The 23080-nt window shown below is 53.3% G+C and carries 21 protein-coding genes and 1 other annotated feature; of the genes, 8 read left to right on the top strand and 13 right to left on the bottom strand.

Annotation, left to right across the window (positions count from 1 at the left end):
- Window positions 1-9: 9 nt before the first annotated feature.
- Entirely contained in the window at window positions 10-753 is a 744-nt protein-coding gene (locus TU92_RS07215; protein WP_112165703.1) for a DeoR/GlpR family DNA-binding transcription regulator, read from the top strand.
- 24 nt (window positions 754-777) lie between these two features.
- Here the strand turns inward: TU92_RS07215 and araD are convergent, their stop codons facing one another.
- Entirely contained in the window at window positions 778-1473 is a 696-nt protein-coding gene (araD, locus tag TU92_RS07210; RefSeq protein ID WP_112165701.1) for an L-ribulose-5-phosphate 4-epimerase, read from the bottom strand.
- A 403-nt stretch (window positions 1474-1876) separates the two neighbouring features.
- Between araD and osmB the strand changes: the two genes are divergently transcribed.
- Complete coding sequence (gene osmB, locus TU92_RS07205) at window positions 1877-2095, top strand: osmotically-inducible lipoprotein OsmB (protein ID WP_056780657.1); 219 nt, start codon at window positions 1877-1879, stop codon at window positions 2093-2095.
- A gap of 62 nt (window positions 2096-2157) precedes the next feature.
- On the opposite strand, the gene yciH is transcribed toward osmB, so the two are convergent.
- Both yciH and pyrF read right to left on the bottom strand, forming a co-directional pair.
- Entirely contained in the window at window positions 2158-2487 is a 330-nt protein-coding gene (gene yciH / locus TU92_RS07200; RefSeq protein ID WP_112165699.1) for a stress response translation initiation inhibitor YciH, read from the bottom strand.
- A gap of 12 nt (window positions 2488-2499) precedes the next feature.
- A complete protein-coding gene (gene pyrF, locus TU92_RS07195; RefSeq protein WP_112165697.1) occupies window positions 2500-3228 on the bottom strand; it encodes an orotidine-5'-phosphate decarboxylase in 729 nt (242 codons plus the stop codon).
- A 191-nt stretch (window positions 3229-3419) separates the two neighbouring features.
- Here pyrF and TU92_RS07190 point away from each other — a divergent pair, with 191 nt between their 5' ends.
- Window positions 3420-3707: a hypothetical protein gene (locus TU92_RS07190; protein ID WP_112165695.1), complete on the top strand. Its 288-nt coding sequence runs from the start codon at window positions 3420-3422 to the stop codon at window positions 3705-3707.
- Window positions 3708-3857: 150 nt separating this feature from the next.
- Here the strand turns inward: TU92_RS07190 and lapB are convergent, their stop codons facing one another.
- From lapB to pgpB, 3 genes are all read right to left on the bottom strand, one after another.
- Window positions 3858-5027 carry a lipopolysaccharide assembly protein LapB gene (gene lapB, locus TU92_RS07185; protein ID WP_112165693.1) on the bottom strand — a complete coding sequence of 390 codons (1170 nt, stop codon included), beginning with the start codon at window positions 5025-5027 and terminating at the stop codon, window positions 3858-3860.
- Window positions 5028-5033: 6 nt separating this feature from the next.
- Complete coding sequence (locus tag TU92_RS07180) at window positions 5034-5345, bottom strand: LapA family protein (protein WP_056781019.1); 312 nt, start codon at window positions 5343-5345, stop codon at window positions 5034-5036.
- A 267-nt stretch (window positions 5346-5612) separates the two neighbouring features.
- A complete protein-coding gene (gene pgpB / locus TU92_RS07175) occupies window positions 5613-6368 on the bottom strand; it encodes a phosphatidylglycerophosphatase B (protein ID WP_112165691.1) in 756 nt (251 codons plus the stop codon).
- A gap of 298 nt (window positions 6369-6666) precedes the next feature.
- Between pgpB and ribA the strand changes: the two genes are divergently transcribed.
- Entirely contained in the window at window positions 6667-7272 is a 606-nt protein-coding gene (ribA, locus tag TU92_RS07170; RefSeq protein WP_056780679.1) for a GTP cyclohydrolase II, read from the top strand.
- A gap of 88 nt (window positions 7273-7360) precedes the next feature.
- Here the strand turns inward: ribA and acnA are convergent, their stop codons facing one another.
- The 3 genes from acnA to topA all read right to left on the bottom strand — a co-directional run bounded on the left by acnA (window position 7361) and on the right by topA (window position 14157).
- Window positions 7361-10036 carry an aconitate hydratase AcnA gene (gene acnA, locus TU92_RS07165; RefSeq protein WP_112165689.1) on the bottom strand — a complete coding sequence of 892 codons (2676 nt, stop codon included), beginning with the start codon at window positions 10034-10036 and terminating at the stop codon, window positions 7361-7363.
- Window positions 10037-10230: 194 nt separating this feature from the next.
- Window positions 10231-11205: an HTH-type transcriptional regulator CysB gene (gene cysB, locus TU92_RS07160; RefSeq protein WP_056780687.1), complete on the bottom strand. Its 975-nt coding sequence runs from the start codon at window positions 11203-11205 to the stop codon at window positions 10231-10233.
- 354 nt (window positions 11206-11559) lie between these two features.
- Window positions 11560-14157 (bottom strand): type I DNA topoisomerase, encoded by a 2598-nt coding sequence (topA, locus tag TU92_RS07155; protein WP_112165687.1) that lies wholly within the window; start codon window positions 14155-14157, stop codon window positions 11560-11562.
- 459 nt (window positions 14158-14616) lie between these two features.
- Here topA and TU92_RS07150 point away from each other — a divergent pair, with 459 nt between their 5' ends.
- Window positions 14617-14868 carry a YciN family protein gene (locus tag TU92_RS07150; RefSeq protein ID WP_112165685.1) on the top strand — a complete coding sequence of 84 codons (252 nt, stop codon included), beginning with the start codon at window positions 14617-14619 and terminating at the stop codon, window positions 14866-14868.
- A gap of 93 nt (window positions 14869-14961) precedes the next feature.
- On the opposite strand, the gene sohB is transcribed toward TU92_RS07150, so the two are convergent.
- On the bottom strand, window positions 14962-16005 hold the full coding sequence (gene sohB / locus TU92_RS07145; RefSeq protein ID WP_112165683.1) for a protease SohB: 1044 nt from the start codon (window positions 16003-16005) through the stop codon (window positions 14962-14964).
- 345 nt (window positions 16006-16350) lie between these two features.
- Between sohB and TU92_RS07140 the strand changes: the two genes are divergently transcribed.
- Together TU92_RS07140 and cobO are read left to right on the top strand one after the other, a co-directional pair.
- The gene (locus TU92_RS07140) at window positions 16351-17112 is read left to right on the top strand and encodes a YciK family oxidoreductase (protein ID WP_112165681.1); all 762 of its coding nucleotides are present in this window, start codon (window positions 16351-16353) and stop codon (window positions 17110-17112) included.
- Window positions 17113-17151: 39 nt separating this feature from the next.
- On the top strand, window positions 17152-17742 hold the full coding sequence (gene cobO, locus TU92_RS07135) for a cob(I)yrinic acid a,c-diamide adenosyltransferase (protein WP_112165679.1): 591 nt from the start codon (window positions 17152-17154) through the stop codon (window positions 17740-17742).
- A gap of 85 nt (window positions 17743-17827) precedes the next feature.
- Here cobO and rluB read toward each other — a convergent pair whose 3' ends face one another.
- From rluB to rnm, 3 genes are all read right to left on the bottom strand, one after another.
- Complete coding sequence (gene rluB / locus TU92_RS07130; RefSeq protein ID WP_244207745.1) at window positions 17828-18745, bottom strand: 23S rRNA pseudouridine(2605) synthase RluB; 918 nt, start codon at window positions 18743-18745, stop codon at window positions 17828-17830.
- A gap of 694 nt (window positions 18746-19439) precedes the next feature.
- Window positions 19440-20060 carry an L-threonylcarbamoyladenylate synthase gene (locus TU92_RS07125; protein ID WP_112165675.1) on the bottom strand — a complete coding sequence of 207 codons (621 nt, stop codon included), beginning with the start codon at window positions 20058-20060 and terminating at the stop codon, window positions 19440-19442.
- Window positions 20061-20096: 36 nt separating this feature from the next.
- On the bottom strand, window positions 20097-21032 hold the full coding sequence (gene rnm / locus TU92_RS07120) for an RNase RNM (RefSeq protein WP_112165673.1): 936 nt from the start codon (window positions 21030-21032) through the stop codon (window positions 20097-20099).
- 328 nt (window positions 21033-21360) lie between these two features.
- Window positions 21361-21463: a sequence feature (Trp leader region), on the top strand.
- Window positions 21464-21516: 53 nt separating this feature from the next.
- Between rnm and TU92_RS07115 the strand changes: the two genes are divergently transcribed.
- Window positions 21517-23079 carry an anthranilate synthase component 1 gene (locus TU92_RS07115; RefSeq protein WP_112165671.1) on the top strand — a complete coding sequence of 521 codons (1563 nt, stop codon included), beginning with the start codon at window positions 21517-21519 and terminating at the stop codon, window positions 23077-23079.
- The last annotated feature ends 1 nt before the right edge of the window (window position 23080 follow it).

Raw genomic sequence — 23080 nt, 5'->3', positions numbered from 1 at the left:
CGGGCAATTATGAACGACAGACAGCAACTTATTTTGCAATGGGTGAACGATAAACAACGGATCAGCGTCAGTGAGCTGTCGGAAATTTGTCAGGTATCGGAAGTGACGATCCGTCACGATCTCACCCAGCTGGAACAGCGTCATTATCTGCGCCGTGCGCACGGTTTTGCCGTTGCCATTCAGACCGACGATGTGGATACGCGCATGTTGTCGAACTTCGCGCAGAAACAGAAACTGGCGAAATTCGCAGCGTCGCTTATCCGTGACAGCGAAACAGTCTTTTTCGAAAGCGGCAGCAGCATTGCCCTGCTGGCACAATATCTTTCTGATAAGAAGAACCTGACGGTGATCACCGTCAGCAGCTACGTGGCGTCATTACTGAAAAGTATGCCGTGCGAGGTGGTCTTACTCGGCGGAATGTACCAGAAAACCAGCCAGACCGTGGTCGGGCCGCTGACTAAAATGTGTTTGCAACAGATGAACTTCAGCAAAGCCTTTATGGGCGTCGACGGCTTTACCGTTTCTACCGGATTCACAGGCCGGGATATGCTGCGGGCAGATATCGTCAATGCGGTGGTCGCGAAAGGTGCGGAGAATATCGTGCTGACGGATTCGTCAAAATTCGGCCAAATCAACCTTAATTCGCTGGGGCCGGTGAGCGCGTTCAGTCGCGTGATTACGGATGAGATGTTAGCAGAAGAATATCAGCGGGAGCTTTCAGGCTCAGGCATTAAAGTCAGCCTGGTCGGCTGACTTTTTCTCTGTTCCTGCGAGGATTTACTGTCCGTAGTAAGCGTTCTTCCCATGTTTACGCAGATAGTGTTTATCGAGCAACTGCGGCTGCATGTCCGGCAACTGCGGCGTTAACTGACGGGAGAAAATGCCCATATAGGCGATTTCTTCCAGCACCACGGCGTTGTGTACCGCATTATCTGCATCTTTTCCCCACGTAAACGGCCCGTGAGAATGCACCAGGACTGCCGGAACATCGGCAGGTGACAGGTGGCGTTCAGCAAAGGTTTTAACAATCACTTCACCGGTTTCCCATTCGTAACGTCCGGCAATTTCCGCTTCGGTCATAAGACGTGTACAGGGAATATTACCGTAGAAATAGTCCGCATGCGTTGTACCCCACGCCGGAATATCAATGCCCGCCTGCGCCCAGATAGTCGCGTGGCGCGAATGCGTATGCACGATCCCGCCCGCTTCGGGAAAATTCAGGTACAGCACGCGGTGGGTATCGGTATCGGAAGACGGTTTTTTACTGCCCTCAATGACTTTGCCGGTCTCCAGTTCCACCACCACCATATCCTCCACGCCCATGTGCTCGTATTCCACGCCGGACGGCTTGATAACAATCAGCCCCTGCTGGCGGTCTACAGCACTGACGTTTCCCCAGGTAAAGGTCACCAGATTATGGCGAGGCAGTGCAAGATTGGCCTCCAGTACCTGCTCTTTCAGTTGTTTCAGCATATTGGTTCCCTCGTCTGTCGATGATCTATTGTCTGGGCGGCAGGAGGTCGCAGGTATGGGGGAATTCGCTAAAGAGTGCGTACAGATCTGCTGCAAACGCAAAAGTGCCCGTGCGGACAGAAGTGAGGCGAGAACAACGCCGGTTTTTAGTCTTTTGTGCTCCACGGGCGCAGCCTGCTGGTGAATTAAGATTATTCACCTAGTGAATGAATAGTAAATTCACTATTTTTATTCAACGGATGCAAAAGTGCGTCCGGATGATACAAATTATGAATAAAGGTTCGGAACAGCTGAGAAATTCGTGAGTCGCGTGAAGGATTACAAGGTGAAATACGGTGAAAACGCCGCAGGTTACCTATACTTATGAATGATGCTGAACGTTAATCCTTTGAGGAAGATAACTATGATGCTCGTAAATAAACGCGTTGCCAGTATTGCACTGGTTCTGACTTTAGCAATGTCTGTTACCGCTTGTGGTAACTGGTCTAAACGTGACCGTAACACGGCGATTGGTGCCGGTGCCGGTGCACTTGGTGGTGCGGTTCTGACTGACGGCAGTACATTAGGTACGTTAGGTGGCGCAGCAGTCGGTGGTATTGTGGGTCATCAGGTTAGTAAATAAGTATAAGAAAAAACTAAACAGAAAAGACGCTGCGCTTGTGAATAGCGCAGCATCTTGTTTCTTTACCCGCCAGCCAGCTTCACTTTCATGCCTTTCGCTTCGAGCAGTTGTTTGAGCAGATCGCGCTTGTCGCCCTGGATCTCAATCACTCCCTCTTTCACCGCACCGCCACAGCCGCATTTCTTTTTCAACTCTGCCGCCAGCTTCTCCAGCACCGCATCATCCAGATCCACACCGGTTATCAGACAGACGCCTTTGCCTTTACGGCCACTGGTCTGACGCTGAATGCGCACAATGCCGTCGCCTTTCGGGCGAACGACGGCGGCCTTGGGCTCATCTATTCTGCCGCTGTCGGTCGAATAAACTAAACGACTGTTGTTATCGTTGCTCATCGTAGCCTCTTCTTAACGCAGTGAATCGCGGATGTCATGCAAGGTCTGCGCCGGATCGGCCGACTGCGTGATCGGACGGCCAATCACCATGTAATCCACACCGGCGGCCAGTGCTTCCTGCGGCGTCATCACACGGCGCTGATCGTCGGCTTTACTGCCAGCAGGTCGGATACCGGGGGTCACCAGCTGGAACGCGCTGCCGAGGGCAGATTTGAAACCTGTCGCTTCCTGAGCGGAACACACGACGCCATCCAGACCGCAGTCTCTGGTCAGACGCGCCAGACGCCCGGCGTAATCTGCCGGAGATAACGTAATACCCAGATCGGCCAGATCGCTGCTTTCCATGCTGGTCAGCACGGTGACGGCGATAAGGAGCGGTGCATCTTTACCAAAGGGCACCAGCGCCTCTTTCGCCGCCGTCATCATGCGCGCGCCACCGCTGGCGTGCACATTCACCATCCACACGCCGAGGTCGGCAGCGGCGGCCACCGCGCGCGCCGTGGTGTTAGGAATATCGTGGAATTTCAGGTCCAGAAAAACGTCGAAGCCGCGTGACTGCAAATCTTTGACCATCTGCGGACCGAAGTGGGTAAACATTTCTTTGCCAATTTTCAGACGGCAATCACGCGGATCGATTTTATCGGCGAATGCCAGCGCGGAGGATTTATCAGCGTAATCTAGTGCGACAACAATAGGTGATGAATTTAAGTCGTTGTTGTTAATGTTATTTTCTGACTTCATGTCTTCAGCCTCTTGTTAATTTTCAAATCAGGAAGGGAAAGCATAATTTCTGCCGCCAGCATTTTACATGGCAAGACGCCGAATTCACAGCTACACCTAATGTGACGGTTTTATTAAATTTTTGTTATGCACTAGACGATGTCACAAGGCTGGCTTAGCTTGTTACTTTTACACGAAGGAAAGGCAGAAAAATGAGTGAGATAACGACACTGACCGTAAAAATTTCGGTGGAACTGAAAGAGCTTATAAAGAATGCTGCCGCCGAAGCTGAACATTCATTAAGCGCGGAAGTGGCTGCCCGTCTGGAAGAGAGTTTTACTCCGGGCGCACACAAAGGTAAAAAAGCCGCCAAAGCGACCGAGCACGACATCGATAATCAGCATCTGGCGGAAGAGTCAGAACCTGCGCTGACTGCCAAAGAAATCAAGAAGCTACGTACATTGATCAACGCGCGTAAAGCGAGCAGCAAGAAGAAGTAATTGAAGCGTTTCCCCGACAGATCTTTTCCCTAAATAATTCAATTTGCAGGTCAGCGGCAATTGAAGTAACCCGATGAGCTTACTGAAGTAAGTGATTCGGGTTACTGAAAACAGCCAACGCACCTGCAGCTTGAAGTATGACGGGGAACGTTATTGGCCGTCGAGTCCACGAATGGGCTTGATAGTCGCCCAGCCACGACATGACGGGCAATGCCAGTACAGCGAATGCGCGGTAAAGCCGCATTTGTGGCAACGGTAACGCGGTTTGGTGCGGATCTGTTCGCCGACCATATCCCGCAGCAGCCCCAGACTTTCTTTCGCACGCCCCTCTTCTGCATCAGCCAGATGGTAATCCATCAGGTGATGGAACACGCGCATGGTCGGATGGCGCTGAAGCTGGCGGTTAATATAGTTCTGCGCGACTTCGCGGCCTTCTTCCTGATGGATGATCTCCGCCAGCATCAGCTCAGCGGTCGCACCGGTATTTTCATCCACGCAGCGTTTGAGAAACTCCGCCCAGGCCAGCGTATCTTTCAGATTGAGATAGCACTCTTGCAGCATCGGCAGCGCTTCGCTGACAATCTCTTTATCCTGCTCCAGCACCCGCTGTAACGCATCGGCGGCTTTACGGTATTCGCCCTGCGCCATCAGAATGCGACCCTGCATGATAGAGACGCGGGCACAGAGTTTGTCTGCCGATGCGGCTTTCTTCAGCAATCCTGTCGCTTTGTCAAAGTCATCCGACACCATCGCCTGCAGCGCCAGTTCGCACCAGAAATGGGCGATCTCTTTGCGACGGTTTTCTTTACCCAGTTTCACCAGACGTTCGGCCACGTCGATGGCGTTCTGCCAGTCGCTGGTCGCCTGATGAATGATCAACAGCTGTTCCAGTGCGAAAAGCTGGAAATCCTGCTCTTTCACCAGCTGGTTAAACATGTCTTCGGCGCGGTCATAAAAACCGGCGGTCATGTAATCGCGTCCCAGCTGCTGTACGGCAAGCAGGCGTTGTTCGAAAGTCAGCGAGGCGCTTTCCATCAATGACTGATGGATACGGATCGCGCGATCGACCTCACCACGGGAGCGGAACAGGTTACCAAGCGTCAGGTGCGCCTCGACCGTACTGCTGTCCTCTTTTAACATTTCGAGGAACAGGTCGACCGCTTTATCCTGCTGATTGGAAAGCAGAAAGTTAACCCCTGCCACGTACTCACGCGACAGGCGGTTAGCATTTTCCTGTTTGTCCTGCTGAGAACTTCTGCGCCCCATGTACCAGCCATAGGCGGCCGCAACGGGCAACAACAGAAACAGCAGCTCTAACATAAAGGGTTATTCCTTGCTGACATCATAAGATGCTGCAGGCGGCGTCACGACAGCCACGGGCTCGATTTGCAGTTCCAGACGTTTGATTTTTCGCTGAGCGCGGCCAAGAGACAGGCGTACGCGAAGATAGAACAAACCGCAGATGACCCAGCCGAGAATGAAACCGGTCGCAAACAGCACGGCAAGCAGCGTAGAGACGCGATAGTCACCCTGCGCCAGCAAATAGTTGAAGGTCACAGTCTGATCGTTATGGGCGCCTAGCGTGATTGAAATCACCACGATGACCAGTAAAAATAAAAAAATCAGCAGATATTTCACATTCATTCCTGTAATGCCGGGTGTACCGGATGAATTATGCCAAAAACTCTCGTCCCGACCTAATAAGTTAGCATTTCTGCACAAAGCTGGGAAACATTGCCGAGGGTTAAAAGAGTAACTGTCCGAAGATCGCACAACTTTTGCGATCGGCGACGTGAACCGGTGAAAACGACATGTAAGAGATATGGGGACGTTGCGCGTAAAATCAAAGGGGAACCGAAAGATTCCCCTTTGATTCGGGAAAGTATCAGAAAGCAGGTGAGGCGATTATTCGCGTTCAGCTATTTCTTTATTTTCTTCCGGCGGCGGCGTCAGCGGTCCGATATAACGCTCTGTCAGCCAGCAGGCAAGCGTCACCAGGATCCAGCTGATCCCAACCGAGGCCATCAGGTCACGCGGCCAGTGCATCCCCAGCATAAGGCGGCTCCCCATCACGACGACCGACCAGAGCATCAGCGCGGTCACGGTCTTGTAGTGTTTACGACGCCACAGCAACCCGATGCCCAGCAATGCCCAGCTCGCGGCAAACATCGTATGCCCCGAAGGAAACGCGTAGCCGGTATCGTTCTGCCAGCTTTTATTGAGCCAGTGAGGGATCTGCACGTTATCGCCGAGAATATCTTTCACCTGCTGGCTGCGCGCCTTGCGTTTGAGGCCGTAAAATTCTTCGACATTCATCTGATGATCGCTACCGAGCCAGGCTACGTAAGGCCGTGGCTCACGCACTTCCCCTTTAATGTAATCCTTGACGTATTGTCCGACCAGCAGCGCCGCTGAGATGATCAGCACCAGCCCCACCGCGGCTTTAAGACGAAAACGCAGACACCACAAAAACCAGGCGCACAGGATGACCGTGGTGATAATTCCCCACGGCTGGCTGACTGTCTCGGTCACCCAGTACAGCGGGCGTAAAATCGCCGGATTGCCGCCGGGCGTCCATAACCAGCCACTTACCCACACCGCTGCGGGCATGATAAGCAGAAGAAGTGCCCCGAGGGCGGTGCGTTTGGCGATATCAAACATAGTCGTCCTTTCTGTTTTTTGTAAAATGCTTAAAAGAAATGGAGTGTAGCAATCTTGTTATTCCTTAACATTCCTTAAATCAGGGTTGTTGAGGTTACTGTTATAGTTCATAACTTATGAAGTAATCGTTCAAATATTCCCGCTAAAATGTGAGCCAAACTGTGGCAAAATGGTGCCCTGTTGTGATGGAAAGGCACCGATTCCCTATCCAGAGACCGCATCCGGACGTAGGATGCGCATCAATAAGTAAAATACTCACCGTAAATGAAGACTATTTGTGTTTTTTTTGGAGCGTAAAATGCAGCTGAAACGGGTGGCAGAAGCCAATCTGCCAACACCTTGGGGCGATTTCCTGATGGTGGGTTTTGAAGAATTGGCCACCGGGCACGACCACCTGGCGTTAGTTTTTGGTGATATCAGCGGTGAAACGCCCGTTCTGGCACGTGTTCACTCCGAATGCCTGACTGGCGATGCCCTGTTCAGCCTGCGCTGCGACTGCGGTTTCCAGCTCGAAGCAGCACTTAACGATATCGCTGAAGAAGGCCGCGGCATTCTGATGTATCACCGTCAGGAAGGTCGTAACATCGGTTTGCTGAATAAAATCCGCGCTTACGCATTGCAGGATAAAGGCTATGACACCGTTGAAGCGAATCATCAGCTCGGTTTCGCCGCCGATGAACGCGACTTCACGCTGTGTGCCGACATGTTCAAACTGCTCGGCGTCGATTCCGTTCGCCTGCTGACCAATAATCCGAAAAAAGTCGAAATTCTGACTGAAGCCGGGATCAACATCGTCGAACGCGTCCCTCTGGTGGTTGGCCGTAATCCTGAAAATGAACGTTATCTTTCGACCAAGGCAGCCAAAATGGGCCACCTGCTCGATAACGATCTGCGCCACAAGTAATTCTGCTGTCGGGTATTCTGACCGGCAAATATTAAGGGCACCTTATGAAGGTGCCCTTTTTTATGGCTTAAAACGGTTTAAGAACGGATCACAGCATTTTGCGGATGACGTAATGCAAGATGCCGCCGTTCTGGAAGTAAGTCAGCTCGTTGCCGGTGTCGATACGACAGCGCGCGTTGACCGTTTCTGCATGGCCGTCGGTGAACACGATATGCACCGGCACGTCCTGCCCCGGTTTCAGCGTTTGCAGCCCGCTGACGCTAATCTGCTCGTCGCCGGTCAGTTTCAGCGTTTTACGCGTTATGCCCTGCGGGAATTCCAGTGGCAAAATCCCCATACCAATCAGGTTCGAACGGTGGATACGTTCGAATGACTCGGCAATCACCACGCGAACGCCCAGCAGACGCGGCCCCTTCGCCGCCCAGTCACGGCTGGAGCCGGAACCGTACTCTTTGCCGGCGATCACGGCCGTCGGCACGCTTTCATGCTGATAGCGCATCGCAGCGTCGTAAATGGCCAGCTGATCCTGTGACGGGATGTGGCGGGTATAACCGCCCTCCACGCCCGGCACCATTTCGTTGCGGATACGGATGTTGGCGAAGGTTCCGCGCATCATCACTTCATGATTACCGCGTCGCGACCCGTAAGAGTTGAACGCTTTCGGTTCCACACCATGATTTTTCAGGTACAGCCCTGCCGGACTTTCAATTTTGATGTTACCCGCCGGGGAGATGTGGTCGGTGGTCACCGAGTCCGCCAGAATCGCCAGAATGCGGGCATCTTTGATGTCTTCCACCGCATCCGGCTCTGCCTTCATGTCACTGAAGAATGGCGGATGGCGGATGTAGGTGGAGTCTTCCTGCCAGGTATACGTCGGCGTGCCTTCCACCTGAATGGCCTGCCAGCTGGCGTCGCCGTTAAAGACTTCGGCATACTCTTTGTGGAACATCTCGGTGGTCACCTGCCCGACCGCATTGGCGATTTCCGCCGCCGTCGGCCAGATATCTTTCAGATATACCGGGTTGCCCTCGGGATCTTCGCCGAGCGGATCGGTAGTAAGATCGATGTTCATATTCCCGGCCAGCGCGTAAGCCACCACCAGCGGCGGCGAGGCCAGCCAGTTGGTTTTGATCAACGGATGGATGCGCCCTTCAAAGTTACGGTTACCCGACAGCACCGCACCGACGGTTAAATCACCGGATTTTATTGCCGATTCAATAGGTTCCGGCAACGGACCTGAGTTACCGATACAGGTCGTACAACCGTAACCGACCAGATTGAAACGCAGTTTTTCCAGATAAGGCATCAGCCCGGCGGCATTGAGATAATCGGTCACCACTTTCGAACCCGGCGCCAGTGACGTTTTCACCCAGGGTTTACTGGTCAGCCCTTTCTCAGCGGCATTCTTCGCCAGCAGCCCGGCGGCCATCAGCACGCTGGGGTTGGATGTGTTGGTACAAGACGTGATGGCGGCAATGACCACCGCACCGGTTTCCAGCGCGTAATGCTGACCGTCGAGGGTAAAGCTCTCTTTGTCAGTGTGGCCGGGTTTGTTATTGCCAAGCTCCAGCTCCGTCGCGGCTTTGAACGCTTTCGGCACATCCGGCAGCGCCACCCTGTCCTGCGGGCGTTTCGGCCCGGCAAGGCTTGGCACGACATCGCCCATGTCCAGCGCCAGCGTACTGGTGAAGACGGGTTCGTCACCGGCGTTACGCCACAGACCCTGCACCTGCGAATAGGCTTTTACCAGTTCGATCTGGTCGTCGCTGCGGCCACTGAGTTTCATGTAGCTCAGCGTCACGTCGTCAACCGGGAAGAAACCGCAGGTCGCGCCAAATTCCGGGGACATATTGGCGATCGTCGCGCGATCCGCCAGCGGAAGATCGGCCAGACCGTCACCGTAGAATTCGACAAACTTTCCGACCACGCCGTGTTTGCGCAGCATCTGGGTGACCGTTAACACCAGATCGGTGGCGGTGATACCTTCGCGCAGTTTACCGGTCAGGCGGAACCCGACGACGTCTGGAATCAGCATCGACACCGGCTGCCCAAGCATCGCCGCTTCGGCTTCGATACCACCGCAACCCCAGCCCAGAATGCCAAGGCCGTTGATCATGGTGGTGTGGGAATCAGTACCGACCAGCGTGTCGGGGTACGCCACGGTTTTGCCGTTCTGTTCTTCATGCCAGACAGTCTGACCGAGATATTCAAGGTTGACCTGATGACAAATACCGGTGCCCGGCGGCACGACGCGGAAACGGTTAAAGGCTTTCTGACCCCAGCGCAGGAACTGATAGCGCTCGTTGTTACGCTCCATTTCCAGACGGACGTTTTCATCAAACGCGTCTTCATCACCGAACTCATCAACGGTTACCGAGTGGTCGATCACCAGATCGACAGGCGACAGCGGGTTCACCTGTTCGACATTGCCGCCGAGACGTTTGACCGCCTGACGCATCGCTGCGAGATCCACCACGGCGGGTACCCCGGTGAAATCCTGCATCAGCACGCGCGCCGGACGATAGGCAATCTCACGATCGGCATGGCCGGTTTTTTGCCAGTTCACCAGCTCGTGCAAATCGCTTTCCGTGACAGTGTCACCGTCTACGTGGCGCAGCAGGTTTTCGAGTAAGACCTTAAGGGATTTAGGCAGACGCTGAATATCACCCAGCGTGTTGGCGGCAAGAGGCAGACTGTAGTAGTGGAACTCCTTACCCTGGACTGCCAGCTTATCCAGACTTCTGTTACGAATATCGGACGACATAGCTTCTCCTTATGCTTCACAGCACCAGCTGGGTAAAAAACGAATAACCCGCTGGCTTATAAGTGCATATATAAAGATAACACATATTTTTATTAACATTTTCATAACAGCTCAAACGGATCATCACGCAAAAAAAATCCCGCGTCATCAGGCGATGTCGCGGGATTTTTCAGCATCAGAAACTGGCCGGAAATTTATTTGGTCGGCAGCTTAATGTCTTTGAACATCTCTTCGATGTCTTCGTTCGAGCGCAGTGCAATCGCGGTATCCACCACGTCACGCGTCAGGTGCGGTGCGAAACGCTGGATGAAATCGTACATGTAGCTGCGCAGGAAGGTGCTGCGGCGAAAGCCGATTTTGGTGGTGCTGTAGGTAAAGATATCGCGCGCATCTACCGTCACCAGATCGGGATCCTGAACCGGGTCAACTGCCATGCTGGCGATAACGCCCACACCCAGACCGAGACGGACGTAGGTTTTGATCACGTCGGCGTCGGTGGCGGTAAAGACAATTTTCGGCGTCAGACCCGCGCGGTTAAACGCGGTATCCAGCTCGGAACGACCGGTGAAACCGAAGGTGTACGTGACAATCGGGTACGCCGCCAGCTCTTCGATGGTGACTTTCTCTTTGCCTGCCAGCGGATGATCCGGCTGAACCACCACGGCGCGATTCCAGTGGTAGCACGGCAGCATGATCAGGTCGTCGTAGAGATGCAGCGCTTCGGTGGCGATCGCGAAATCGGCATTACCCTTCGACACGGCTTCGGCGATTTGGGTCGGCGAGCCCTGATGCATATGCAGTGAAACGCGCGGGTAACGCTCGATAAAGCCTTTAATCACGTTCGGTAAGGCGTAACGTGCCTGGGTGTGCGTGGTCGCCACATACAGCGATCCCTTGTCCGGGTAGGTATGCTCACCGGCCACGGCCTTAATGGCGTCGACTTTGGACAGCACTTCACGGGCAATACGGATGATTTCCTGCCCGGCCGGGGTCACCTGGGTAAGATGTTTGCCGCTGCGGGAGAAAATCTGGATCCCCAGCTCATCTTCCAGCATTCGGACTTGTTTACTGATCCCTGGCTGCGACGTGTACAGGCCCTCTGCCGTCGAACTGACGTTCAGATTGTGATTAACAACCTCTACGATGTAGCGCAGTTGCTGCAATTTCATATCTCATACCACCCTGGTTTCAAACCCTGTCACCATCCCTGTTCGCACGCTGGCTGAACAGACTGGAAATGATTTTTTATTGAATGCCCGAAGTCTGTGAACGCGCCGTGTTATGCCGCAGACGCATTAGCTTATTACTATTGTGAATAAAAATAAATTTTATATAACAATTATATCAAGAATAAACACGTTGTATAGCCAGATAACATAAGGATTACAGCAGGAAGCATTGCCCTGAGAAGAGATTCGCCAAGAACCTGTCGATGATAGATCTTAATGCAATAAAAAAACCAGCCCGGAGGACTGGTTTTTTACAATCAAATAACAAAGTGCTGTTGACTGAGTGACCCGATTTTATTTCTTACCTTCGACCCATTTGCCGTCAACAAAGAAAGCAGTCCAGCCGGTGGCTTTACCGTCTTTTTCAGATGAGACGTACTGCTGCTTGGTTTTACGGCTGAAACGCACCATCGATTTGTTGCCTTCCGGGTCAGCGACTGGCGCATCGGCCAGATAGCTCAGTTTTTCCGGCAGACGATCTTTAAAGCGCTTCAGTTCTTCCACCAGCGGCGCACGGGTTTCGCGCGATTTAGGGAAAGTATTGGCCGCCAGGAATACGCCGGCAGCGCCATCACGCAGAACGAAGTAGGCGTCTGATTTCTCACACGGCAGCTCAGGCAGCGGAACCGGATCTTCTTTCGGCGGTGCAACGTCACCGTTACGCAGAATTTTACGGGTATTTTTGCACTCGTCGTTGGTACAGCCCATGTACTTACCGAAACGTCCCATTTTCAGGTGCATTTCAGAACCACACTTCTCACACTCAACAATCGGGCCGTCGTAGCCTTTAATGCGGAACTCGCCCTGCTCGATTTCATAGCCGTCACATTCCGGGTTGTTACCGCAGACATGCAACTTGCGCTGGTTATCGATCAGGTAGCTGTCCATCGCGGTGCCACATTTGCCACAGCGACGTTTAGCACGCAGCGCGTTAGCTTCTGCTTCATCACCTTCCAGAACGTTGAGCACTTCGGCATCAGCGATCAGGTTAATGGTGGTTTTGCAGCGCTCTTTAGGTGGCAATGCGTAGCCGGAACAGCCAAGGAATACGCCGGTGCTGGCGGTGCGGATGCCCATCGGGCGGCCACAGGTCGGGCACTCAATACTGGTGAGGATCATCTGGTTCGGGCGCATACCGCCTTCTTCCGGATCCTTCTCGGCGGTTTCCAGCTGCTTGCTAAATTCAGTGAAGAATTCGTCAAGCACGGCTTTCCACTCAGCTTTGTTATTGGCGACCTGGTCGAGACCGTCTTCCATGCGCGCGGTGAAGTCGTAGTTCATCAGTTCGCGGAAGTTTTGCTCCAGACGATCTGTAACGATTTCACCCATTTTTTCGGCGTAGAAACGGCGGTTCTCAACGTGAACATATCCGCGATCCTGAATGGTCGAAATGATCGACGCATAAGTGGATGGACGGCCAATACCCCGTTTTTCCAGCTCTTTGACCAGTGATGCTTCGCTAAATCGCGCAGGCGGTTTGGTGAAGTGCTGTGTCGGCAGCAGCTGTTGCAGTTCGAGGTCGGTACCGACTTCGATAGCAGGCAGAATACGGTCTTCGTCGCCTTTGCGCAGCGCTGGCATGACTTTCGTCCAACCATCGAAACGCAGCGTACGGCCTTTGGCGCGCAGCGAGTAATCGCCCGCTTTCACCGTCAGCGTAGAAGAATCGTACTGCGCCGGTGTCATCTGACAGGCCACAAACTGACGCCAGATCAGCTGGTACAAACGCTGTGCGTCGGCTTCCATGTCTTTCAGTTGCTCGGAAACAACGGCCACATCAGAAGGACGAATCGCTTCGTGCGCTTCCTGTGAATTTTCTTTGTTGCTGTATTGCAGCGGTGCTTTCGGCAGGTATTTATCACCGAAGTTTTCACCGATATAGCCGCGCACCATTTCCACAGCATCCTGACTCAGGTTTGTGGAGTCGGTACGCATATAGGTGATGTGACCGGCTTCATACAAGCGCTGCGCCATCATCATGGTTTTCTTCACGCCAAAGCTCAGACGCGTGCTGGCCGCCTGTTGCAACGTGGAGGTAATAAAAGGTGCGCCCGGCTTGCTGCTGGTCGGTTTATCTTCGCGATCAACCACTGTGTAGCGCGCTTTCTCAAGCAACGACACGGCAGCTTGGGTTTGTTCTTTATTAACCGGTTTGAACGGTTTGTCGAGGTGATGCGTGACTTCCATTTGCAGCGCGGTATCTTTCTTCGCCAGCAAGTCCGCATGCAGTTCCCAGTACTCTTCCGGTACGAACGCTTTAATTTCTTTTTCGCGCTCAACGACCAGACGCACCGCCACAGACTGAACGCGGCCAGCGGAAAGGCCTCGTGCAATTTTCTTCCACAGCAACGGGGAAACCATGTAACCCACCACGCGGTCCATAAAGCGACGCGCCTGCTGAGCATTCACACGATCAATATTCAGTTCGCCCGGTTCTTTAAAGGCGTTCTGGATCGCGTTTTTGGTAATTTCGTTAAACACCACGCGACTAAAACGTTTGTCATCACCGCCAATCACTTCCCGCAAATGCCAGGCAATCGCCTCTCCTTCGCGGTCAAGGTCGGTTGCGAGATAGATGTGGTCGGCTTTTTCCGCTAACGCTTTTAACTCAGCAACGACTTTTTCTTTGCCCGGCAGTATTTCGTACTGCGCTTCCCAGCCATGGTAAGGATCGACGCCCATGCGATTAACCAGCGCGGTTTTCTCATCCTTTTTTACTTTTTTCTTTGGCTTTTCTTCGGTTGAGACGGCGGTTTTTTTCGCGGCGGATCCACTGGTCGGTAAATCACGGATATGACCGACGCTGGACTTAACCACGTAGTCATTTCCTAAATATTTATTAATCGTTTTGGCTTTTGCCGGGGACTCAACTATTACGAGAGCTTTGCCCATAATTACCTTTACCTGAATGATTCTTCATCAGCTGAAGAAGTTTTTGTCTAGTTATGCCGCGGCACAATATCATGTCTTTTTTTATATTGCGGCAGTGAGTCAGAACGTCAACTCATTTCTTTCAAATGACGAACGAACTGACTTCCAGAGGTTCAAAACACTGATTCTGCAAGGGATAAACCAGACAGGGTTCAGCAGAATGTGCCTGTTTTTGCGTCAAATAATGACCAAGCGTAAACAAAACATTCCACCTGAAGCCACAAAATCCCACACTCTACCTGATAAAAATCGCCACGCAACCTAATTAACACCGAATCTCTCATTTGGACAATATGGTCAAACTTTTTACCTCGGTGTTCAAAATCCAACCAGCGACGACACCATTAACCCCAGCAGATTTGCGGTTTTATCACCGGCAGGATTACAATATCGTCAGAATTATAGTGGGGAGTAAATATCATGCACGAAAATACATCGGCAATTAGTCGCGAAGCTTTACTGGTAGAAGCGAATAAGGTTATCCGTGAGCATGAAGATTACATGCAAGGGATGATCGCCACGGAGGTTGAACAGAAAGGGAATGTGCTGGTTTTCCGCGGAGAATTCTTCATGGATGACGACGGTTTACCGACCCGAAAAACAACGGCCGTATTTAATATGTTTAAACATCTGGCACATCTTTTTTCAGAAAAATACCATCTCGAAAATTGAGATAAATACATCGCTACGAATATTCTGTATTACGGATAAAATAGCGGCATTAAAAAAGGGACTTACGTCCCTTTTTCTTTCTTCATTTACCGTTTACAGCAGCGGTTTCTGACTACGCTGCAACCAGCGCAGGAACAGGCGGTCGGCACTTTCTGCCGCGCTGCCGGTGAACCTGTCCATCATGCGTTTGCGACGCGCATAACGCACCGCAATCACTTCATGATTTTTCATTTCGGCGATCAGCAAATCATCGCTGGTGCCGACAGCATCAATCAGGCCATTTTCGCGCGCCTGCGTACCAAACCAGTGTTCACCGGTGGCCACCGCATCAATGTCCAGTGACGGACGATTCTGATGCACAAACTCTTTGAATAACACATGCGTTTCGTTCAGATCTTCACGGAATTTTTCACGGCCTTCGTCGGTGTTTTCACCGAGCAAGGTCAGCGTGCGTTTAAATTCGCCCGCCGTGTGCAATTCAATGTCAATGTCGTTCTTTTTCAGCAACCGGTTAAAGTTAGGGATCTGCGCCACCACGCCGATGGAACCGATGATAGCAAACGGTGCCGCGACAATGCGGTCAGCCACACAGGCCATCATATAGCCCCCGCTGGCGGCCACTTTATCCACTGCGACCGTCAGGCGTATACCGCCCTGACGCAGGCGAACCAGTTGCGATGCTGCCAGACCGTAACCGTGTACCACCCCGCCCGGACTTTCCAGGCGCAGCAGCACTTCGTCTTCCGGCGTGGCAACGGCCAGCACCGCTGAAATTTCTTCGCGCAGAGACGTGACTTCATGGGCATCCATACTGCCTTTAAAATCCAGGACATACAGGCATGGCTTACTTTTACTTGCGCCTGTTTTCGCCTGCAATTTCTTCTGTTTGGCTTCTGCTTTGTCCTTTTTCTTTAACTCTTTGCTGCGCAGTTTTTGCTCCGCCGGGTTCAGCCGTGCAGAGCGCATTTCACGCTGCATCTCACGATATTGCTCGCCGAGATCAATCAGCTGTAATTCGCCTTTGCTGTGAGCTTTACGCTGACGAAGCCCAATGACTAACACCACCAGTGCGCCGATGGCGATCACCACGGTAACAACTTTGGCTAAAAACAGCCCATAAAGAGAAAGTAAATCCACAAAAACCTGCCTATTCACTGTGGTAAGAAAGAGGTGAACATTCTAGACAATCCCCGCATCCGCGTCTTGTTTGAATATGTCATTGTCAGTCAGAGGTAAAGACGGGTGCGCATCTGTTCCAATTTTGTTACAAAAGAGCTGCCTGTTTTTCGGTTAATCATTGAAACTCATGTTCATTTCAGGCATATAACCGGTGATCACACCAGAAACACCCCACATTTCCGCCGAAATGCCGGGCGATGGTTGAGCGCAACACCTCCCATCTCCGGCCTTTTGTTTTATCGAGCCAGTGATGTGACGACGGCCATTTGCCGCCGCATCCCGATCCGTTTACGAGGACTGAACGTGCACTATCATCCGAAATCTGACTTACTGAACAACCGCATTATTCTGATCACCGGCGCAGGCGACGGCATAGGCCGCGAAGCTGCCCTTACCTACGCGCGCTTTGGCGCACAGGTGATTTTACTGGGCCGCACCGAGAGTAAACTGGCGAGCGTGCAGCAGGAAATCGCGGCGCGAAACCTCCGCCCCGCTTTCATTTATTCCCTGGATTTACTGACAGCCAGCCAGCAGGATTGCCAGCGCGTTGCCGATCAGATTGCGCAATGGGTGCCGCATCTTGACGGCGTGTTGCACAACGCCGGGCTGCTGACAGAAATTACGCCGATGGCCGACATCAAATTGCAGGACTGGATGAACGTGATGCAGGTGAACGTCAATGCCACTTTTATGTTGACCCAGGCGTTATTGCCGCTGTTGCAGAAATCTGCCAGTTCGTCGCTGGTGTTCACCACCTCAAGCGTAGGACGGGAAGGCCGCAGCGGATGGGGCGCGTACGCAGTCTCGAAATTTGCCACAGAAGGTATGATGCAGGTGCTGGCCGAAGAGCATAAACACACCGGGCTGCGCGTTAACTGCATCAATCCTGGCGGCACGCGCACCGGAATGCGTGCTTCGGCGTTTCCTGATGAAAACAAAGACAAAATCAAGACGCCGGCCGATATCATGCCGCTGTATTTGTATCTGATGGGTGATGACAGCCGCCGCAAAACGGGGATCAGTTTTGATGCCCAGCCAGGCCGTAAAGCAGGCCCTGCCGAATAGTCTTAGCCGATTGCCCTGACCCCAAAGACGGAGCCGTTCATGACCGAAGATCGCCACAAGCAGCGCCAGCAAAAGCTGAAAGAACAGGTCGATGCACGCATTGACGCCGCCAAAGAACAGCGCGGAATTTTGATTGTCTTCACCGGCAACGGCAAAGGCAAAACCACGGCGGCTTTTGGCACCGTGACACGTGCGGTCGGCCACGGCATGCGCGCGGCGGTGATTCAGTTCATCAAAGGCGAATGGCCGAACGGTGAAAAAAATTTGCTTGAACCGCACGGCGTCGAGTTTCAGGTGATGTCGACCGGTTTTACCTGGGAAACCCAGAATAAAGAGACCGATACACAGGCCTGTCAGGCCGTGTGGCAGCATGGAAAGCGCATGCTGGCCGATGCGTCGTTGGATCTCGTTGTGCTTGATGAGCTGACGTACATGGTCAGTTTCGGCTATCTGGAATTGCAGGATGTGGCAGATGCGCTGAAAGCGCGTCCGGCGCATCAGACGGTCATCATTACCGGTCGCGGTTGTCATCGCGATTTACTGGAAATGGCGGACACCGTCAGCGAACTGCGTCCGGTGAAGCATGCCTTTGACGCGGGCATCATGGCGCAACAGGGAATTGACTGGTAAGGGCCGTTTTCTGAGAGCAAAAAAAAACCGCAGTCATTGACTGCGGTTCATCAGCTCATTCGAAACGCTATCGCCAGGCTGACGATTAGCCTCTTTTGGCCGGAGCGTTACGACGCGCGGGAGCAACCTGAGTGTGGCGCTTAACGGCGCGACGGATCTGGTTGGCTTTCACACGGCGACGATCGCGCTCTACCGGCATTTTGCTGACGGTTTCTTCGTTCATTTCGACCAGCGTACGCAGGTAGTTGATGTCCGGCAGATCCAGCTCTTTGTAACCGCCGCGAGGCAGGCCTTTTGGCAGATTCAGATCACCGTAACGGACGCGGATCAGACGGCTGACCTGAACGCCCACAGCTTCCCACAGACGACGCACTTCACGGTTACGGCCTTCGGTCAGGGTCACGTTGTACCACTGGTTCAGACCTTCACCGCCCTGGAATTTGATCGAGCGGAACGCCGCCGGACCGTCTTCCAGCTGCACGCCACGGCTCAGCTGTTTGATCTTTTCATCATCAATCTGGCCGAATACGCGAACGGCGTATTCACGCTCAACTTCACGGCTGGGGTGCATCAGGCGGTTTGCCAGTTCACCGTCGGTGGTGAAAAGCAGCAGGCCTGAGGTGTTAACGTCAAGACGACCCACGGCAATCCAGCGTGAACCGCGCATTTTTGGCAAGCGGTCAAACACAGTAGGACGGCCTTCCGGATCGCTGCGGGTACACAACTCGCCTTCCGGCTTGTAGTACGCCAGCACACGGCAAACGGTGTCCTGAGACTCCATCACTGACAGCACATGGCCATCGAGACGGATCTTGGTGCCGCCGGTAACTTCAACGCGGTCGCCCAGCGTGGAGATTTTACCGTCAACGCTGACGCGGCCCGCCTGGATCATCGCTTCCACTTCACGACGTGAACCATGGCCTGCACGTGCCAGTACTTTTTGCAGTTTTTCGCTTTGCCCTTCGGTGCTGTCCAGCGCGTTCTTCGGCTTCTGGTACTTCACTTCTTCGTCGTCACCGGTTTCATCAAACAGGGTGTCGGCTTTCGGCTTGGTTGCGCGTGGTTTTGCAGCACGAGGTTTTTCACCGCGAGGAGTTTCAGGACGCGTTTTACCACGGCCTGGTTTTTCGATGCGGGAATCAGTACGTGAATCGCCGCGACCTGCATCAGAACGAGGTTTGTCTGAACGCGGTTTATCACTGCGCGGCTTGTCGCTGTTGGGTTTATCACTACGTGGCTTGTCTGAACGTGGCTTTTCGCCGCGTTTCTCTGCACGTGACAGTTCAGGACGGGCTTTCGCTGCACCGGAATTTCTGCCGCTTTTTGGCTTATCACCTGGTGAACGTGCCGGTTTGGATCTGTCACTGGAATGTTTCTGGGAATTATACTTCTCGCTCATTGAGCAGCCTCATTTGTCGCCTTCACAGGCGTCGGGGGGAGCGGCCAGCACGATGTTGATCATCGCCTGCCCGTCAAAATTCAGTTTGGGAGATAAACATACTGTCGCGGAAACTTTATTTCTGCATGGGGATTACGCCACACATGCACAGATAAAACACATCGCCAGACAGCAATACTTATCAATACAATGACTTACAAAAAGTCAGCCCGCCATTATACACAATTATCTGCAATTTGTCTGCTGTAAGCAGTTTGCGGGCTGATTATATTTTACACAATATCAAACGGATGTGCGCTTAGCGAAACGGTGCCGGATCGCCTGCGCCTTCACGCACCACTTCCGGCGCGGCTTCGGTCAGGTCGATGACCGTAGTGGGCTGCTGTCCGATAGACCCCCCGTCAATCACCAGATCCACCAGTTTGCCCAGATGGTCTTTGATATCTTCGGGATCGGATTCCGCAAAATCATTGCCCGGCAGCATCAGCGTAGTGGACATCAGCGGTTCACCCAACGCTTCCAGCAAGGCAATCGCAATCGGGTTAGACGGCACACGCAGACCGATGGTTTTACGTTTTTCGCTCATCAGGCGGCGCGGCACTTCTTTGGTCGCCTTCAGGATGAACGTGTAGTTGCCCGGCGTATTGTTTTTCATCAGGCGGAATGCGCCGTTATCCACGTAGGCGTAGGTCGACAGTTCGGATAAATCGCGACACACCAGCGTGAAATTGTGGTTGCTGTCTAACTGACGAATGCGACAAATGCGCTCCATCGCGTTTTTCTCTTCGAGACGACAGCCCAGCGCGTAACCGGAATCGGTCGGATAGACAATGACCTGACCTTTACGCAGCAGCTCAACCGCCTGACTTATCAGACGTGGTTGCGGATTTTCGGGGTGAATATAAAAATATTGACTCATGGTTCCCTCTCGCTCTTTATTCTTTCCGGTCAGGCATCAGACCGGCTCAATTTCAGGCTGTGTCATCGCAAGCGGCCAGTGTTGCCATACCGGTTCAACGCCTGCGGGAAGCCAAAGTTTGCGGCCAAGCTCAATCCACGAACAGGGCTGATGGAAATCAGATCCCTGCGAGGCCAGCAGCTGATAATCACGGGCAAAGGCCGCCAGCTGCGCACGCTCATTGGGCGCCTGCTGACACTGCGCGACTTCCATCGCATCACCGCCCTGCTCCGCAAAATACGCCAGTAAGCGTTTCAGCCACTTGGTGGAAAGATCGTAACGCCCCGGATGGGCGACAACGGCCTGTCCGCCTGACTGATGAATAGCATCAATCGCTTGTTCTATTGTACACCACTGTGGCGGAACGTAGCCGGTCTTGCCCTTGGCGAGAAATTTCTTAAAGACCTGGGCGATGTTGTCCGCTGCACCCACTTCCACCAGATAGCGGGCGAAATGCGCACGCGTCACCGCGCCGCCCTGCGCCAGACGCAGCGCGCCTTCCCAGGCACCTTCGATGCGGGCTTTGGCCAGACGATGCCCCATTTCCTGCGCCCGTTGCTGACGTAAATCCGCCTGCGTGCTAAGCAAATTCACCATCGCCGGATGCTGTGGGTCGATGCCCAGACCGACAATGTGGATCTCGTGGTTTTCCCACAGCGTGGAAATCTCAACGCCGTTGATGAGCACCAGCGGTAACTGCTTTTCGGCAATCGCCTGCGCCGCACGCGCCAGCCCTTCGGTGCTGTCGTGATCGGTGATCGCCAGCACGCCGACACGCATCTCAACCGCGCGGGACACCAGTGCTTCCGGCGTCAAATAGCCGTCCGATGCCGTGGTGTGGCTGTGGAGATCGTAAATCGTAAAGGCCGGGCTGAGGGTCTGGTCGTCTGCTGAGGGTGCCGCTGTTGTTTGAACTGTCGTTGGTGAAGTCATCGTCACGTCGGGGATTTAACCTTTTCTGAATACAGTTCATATCATAACGCGTTAGGACGGCTCACGTTAGGGCTATCTTCCCAAGACCTTCACCTGGTCGTTACGCACTGAAACCGTGCGATAACATCTGTATGCACTAAAGTTGTGAAATCAGGGTAAAAAGAGGGTTGACTTTACATCCATGAACTAGTTTACTAGTACGCAAGTTCACGGAGCAACGGCTAAACAACGACGTGACAAACTGATTCAGAAAGTTTAGTTTTTTAAAACGATAGCTTTCCCAAACTAATAAGAGTGTCTGATGATGAAAATTCAAATGATGGCGGTTCTCAGCTGGTGGCGCACTTCCCCTTGTCGGGCGGAGTAATCACGCATAGCTGTCATCAGACGCTGCAAGATTTCCGAAGCCCGCATAATGCGGGCTTTTTTATGGCCGTCTGTTTGAAAAACCTTTTGAAAACGTCGAGATAATTTAGGAAGCAAAATGACTCAACCAAAACTACGTTTAGAATTGCTGACCGCGCAGGGAAGTTACCGCGGCGACCCGACGGCCATTTTTCATCAGCTGTGTGGCGCACGCCCTGCCACGCTGCTGCTCGAATCCTCTGAAGTGACCAGCAAAGAAAACCTGAAGAGCCTGTTGATTGTCGACAGCGCCCTGCGTATCACCGCGCTGGGTTCCCAGGTTTCGCTGCAGGCGCTGACGCCAAACGGCGCGTCTTTACTGCCGCTGATTGATGCTGCGCTGCCCGCTGAAATTCAAAATGATGTCCGTCCGAATGGTCGCGAACTGACTTTCCCGGCCATTGACCAGATGCAGGACGAAGATGCGCGCCTGCGTTCCCGTTCCGTGTTCGACGCCCTGCGCAGCATTCTGACCTCGGTGGAATCGCCAGCGGAAGAGCGTGAAGCGATGTTCCTCGGCGGGCTGTTTGCTTATGACCTGGTCGCCGGTTTCGAAGATTTGCCGAAACTGGACGCCGACCAGCGCTGCCCGGATTTCTGCTTCTATCTGGCGGAAACGCTGCTGGTGCTCGATCACCAGAACCGCACCTGCCGCTTACAGGCCAGCCTGTTTACGCCATCTAAGGATGAGAAGCAGCGTCTGAATGCCCGTCTTGAACAGCTGCAACATCAGCTGCAACTGCCGCCGCACGCGATTCCACATCAGAGCGTGCCGGAAATGCAGCTGAGCGTGAACCAGAGTGATGAAGTGTTTGGCGCCGTGGTGGAAAAAATGAAAGTCGCGATCCGCGCCGGTGAAATTTTCCAGGTGGTACCTTCACGCCGCTTCTCGCTGCCATGCCCTTCTCCGCTGGCGGCCTACGAAACGCTGAAAAACAATAACCCAAGTCCGTACATGTTCTTCATGCAGGACAACGATTTCACGCTGTTCGGAGCTTCCCCGGAAAGCGCACTGAAATATGATGCGACCAACCGCCAGATCGAAATTTATCCGATTGCCGGTACCCGCCCGCGTGGCCGCCGCGCGGACGGCTCACTGGATTTGGATTTGGACAGCCGCATCGAGCTTGAAATGCGCACCGACCATAAAGAGCTGGCCGAGCATCTGATGCTGGTGGATTTAGCGCGAAACGATCTGGCGCGTATCTGCGAGCCGGGCAGCCGTTACGTCGCCGACCTGACCAAAGTTGACCGTTACTCTTTCGTCATGCATCTGGTTTCCCGCGTTGTCGGTACCTTGCGTGGCGATCTCGACGTTCTGCACGCCTATCAGGCAGTGATGAATATGGGCACGCTGACCGGTGCACCGAAAGTGCGAGCGATGCAGCTGATTTCCGCCTCTGAGCAAACCCGTCGCGGCAGCTACGGCGGCGCGGTCGGATACTTCACCGCTCACGGCGATTTGGATACCTGCATTGTTATCCGCTCTGCATACGTCGAAGACGGGATTGCCACCGTGCAGGCAGGCGGCGGCGTGGTGCTCGATTCCGTCCCGCAGGCTGAAGCCGATGAAACCCGAAATAAAGCCCGTGCCGTGCTGCGCGCCATCGCCACTGCCCACAATGCAAAAGAGGTATTTTAAG

Source organism: Rahnella inusitata (assembly GCF_003263515.1).
Taxonomy (GTDB): domain Bacteria; phylum Pseudomonadota; class Gammaproteobacteria; order Enterobacterales; family Enterobacteriaceae; genus Rahnella; species Rahnella inusitata.
This window is presented reverse-complemented; position numbering and strand designations above follow the sequence as displayed.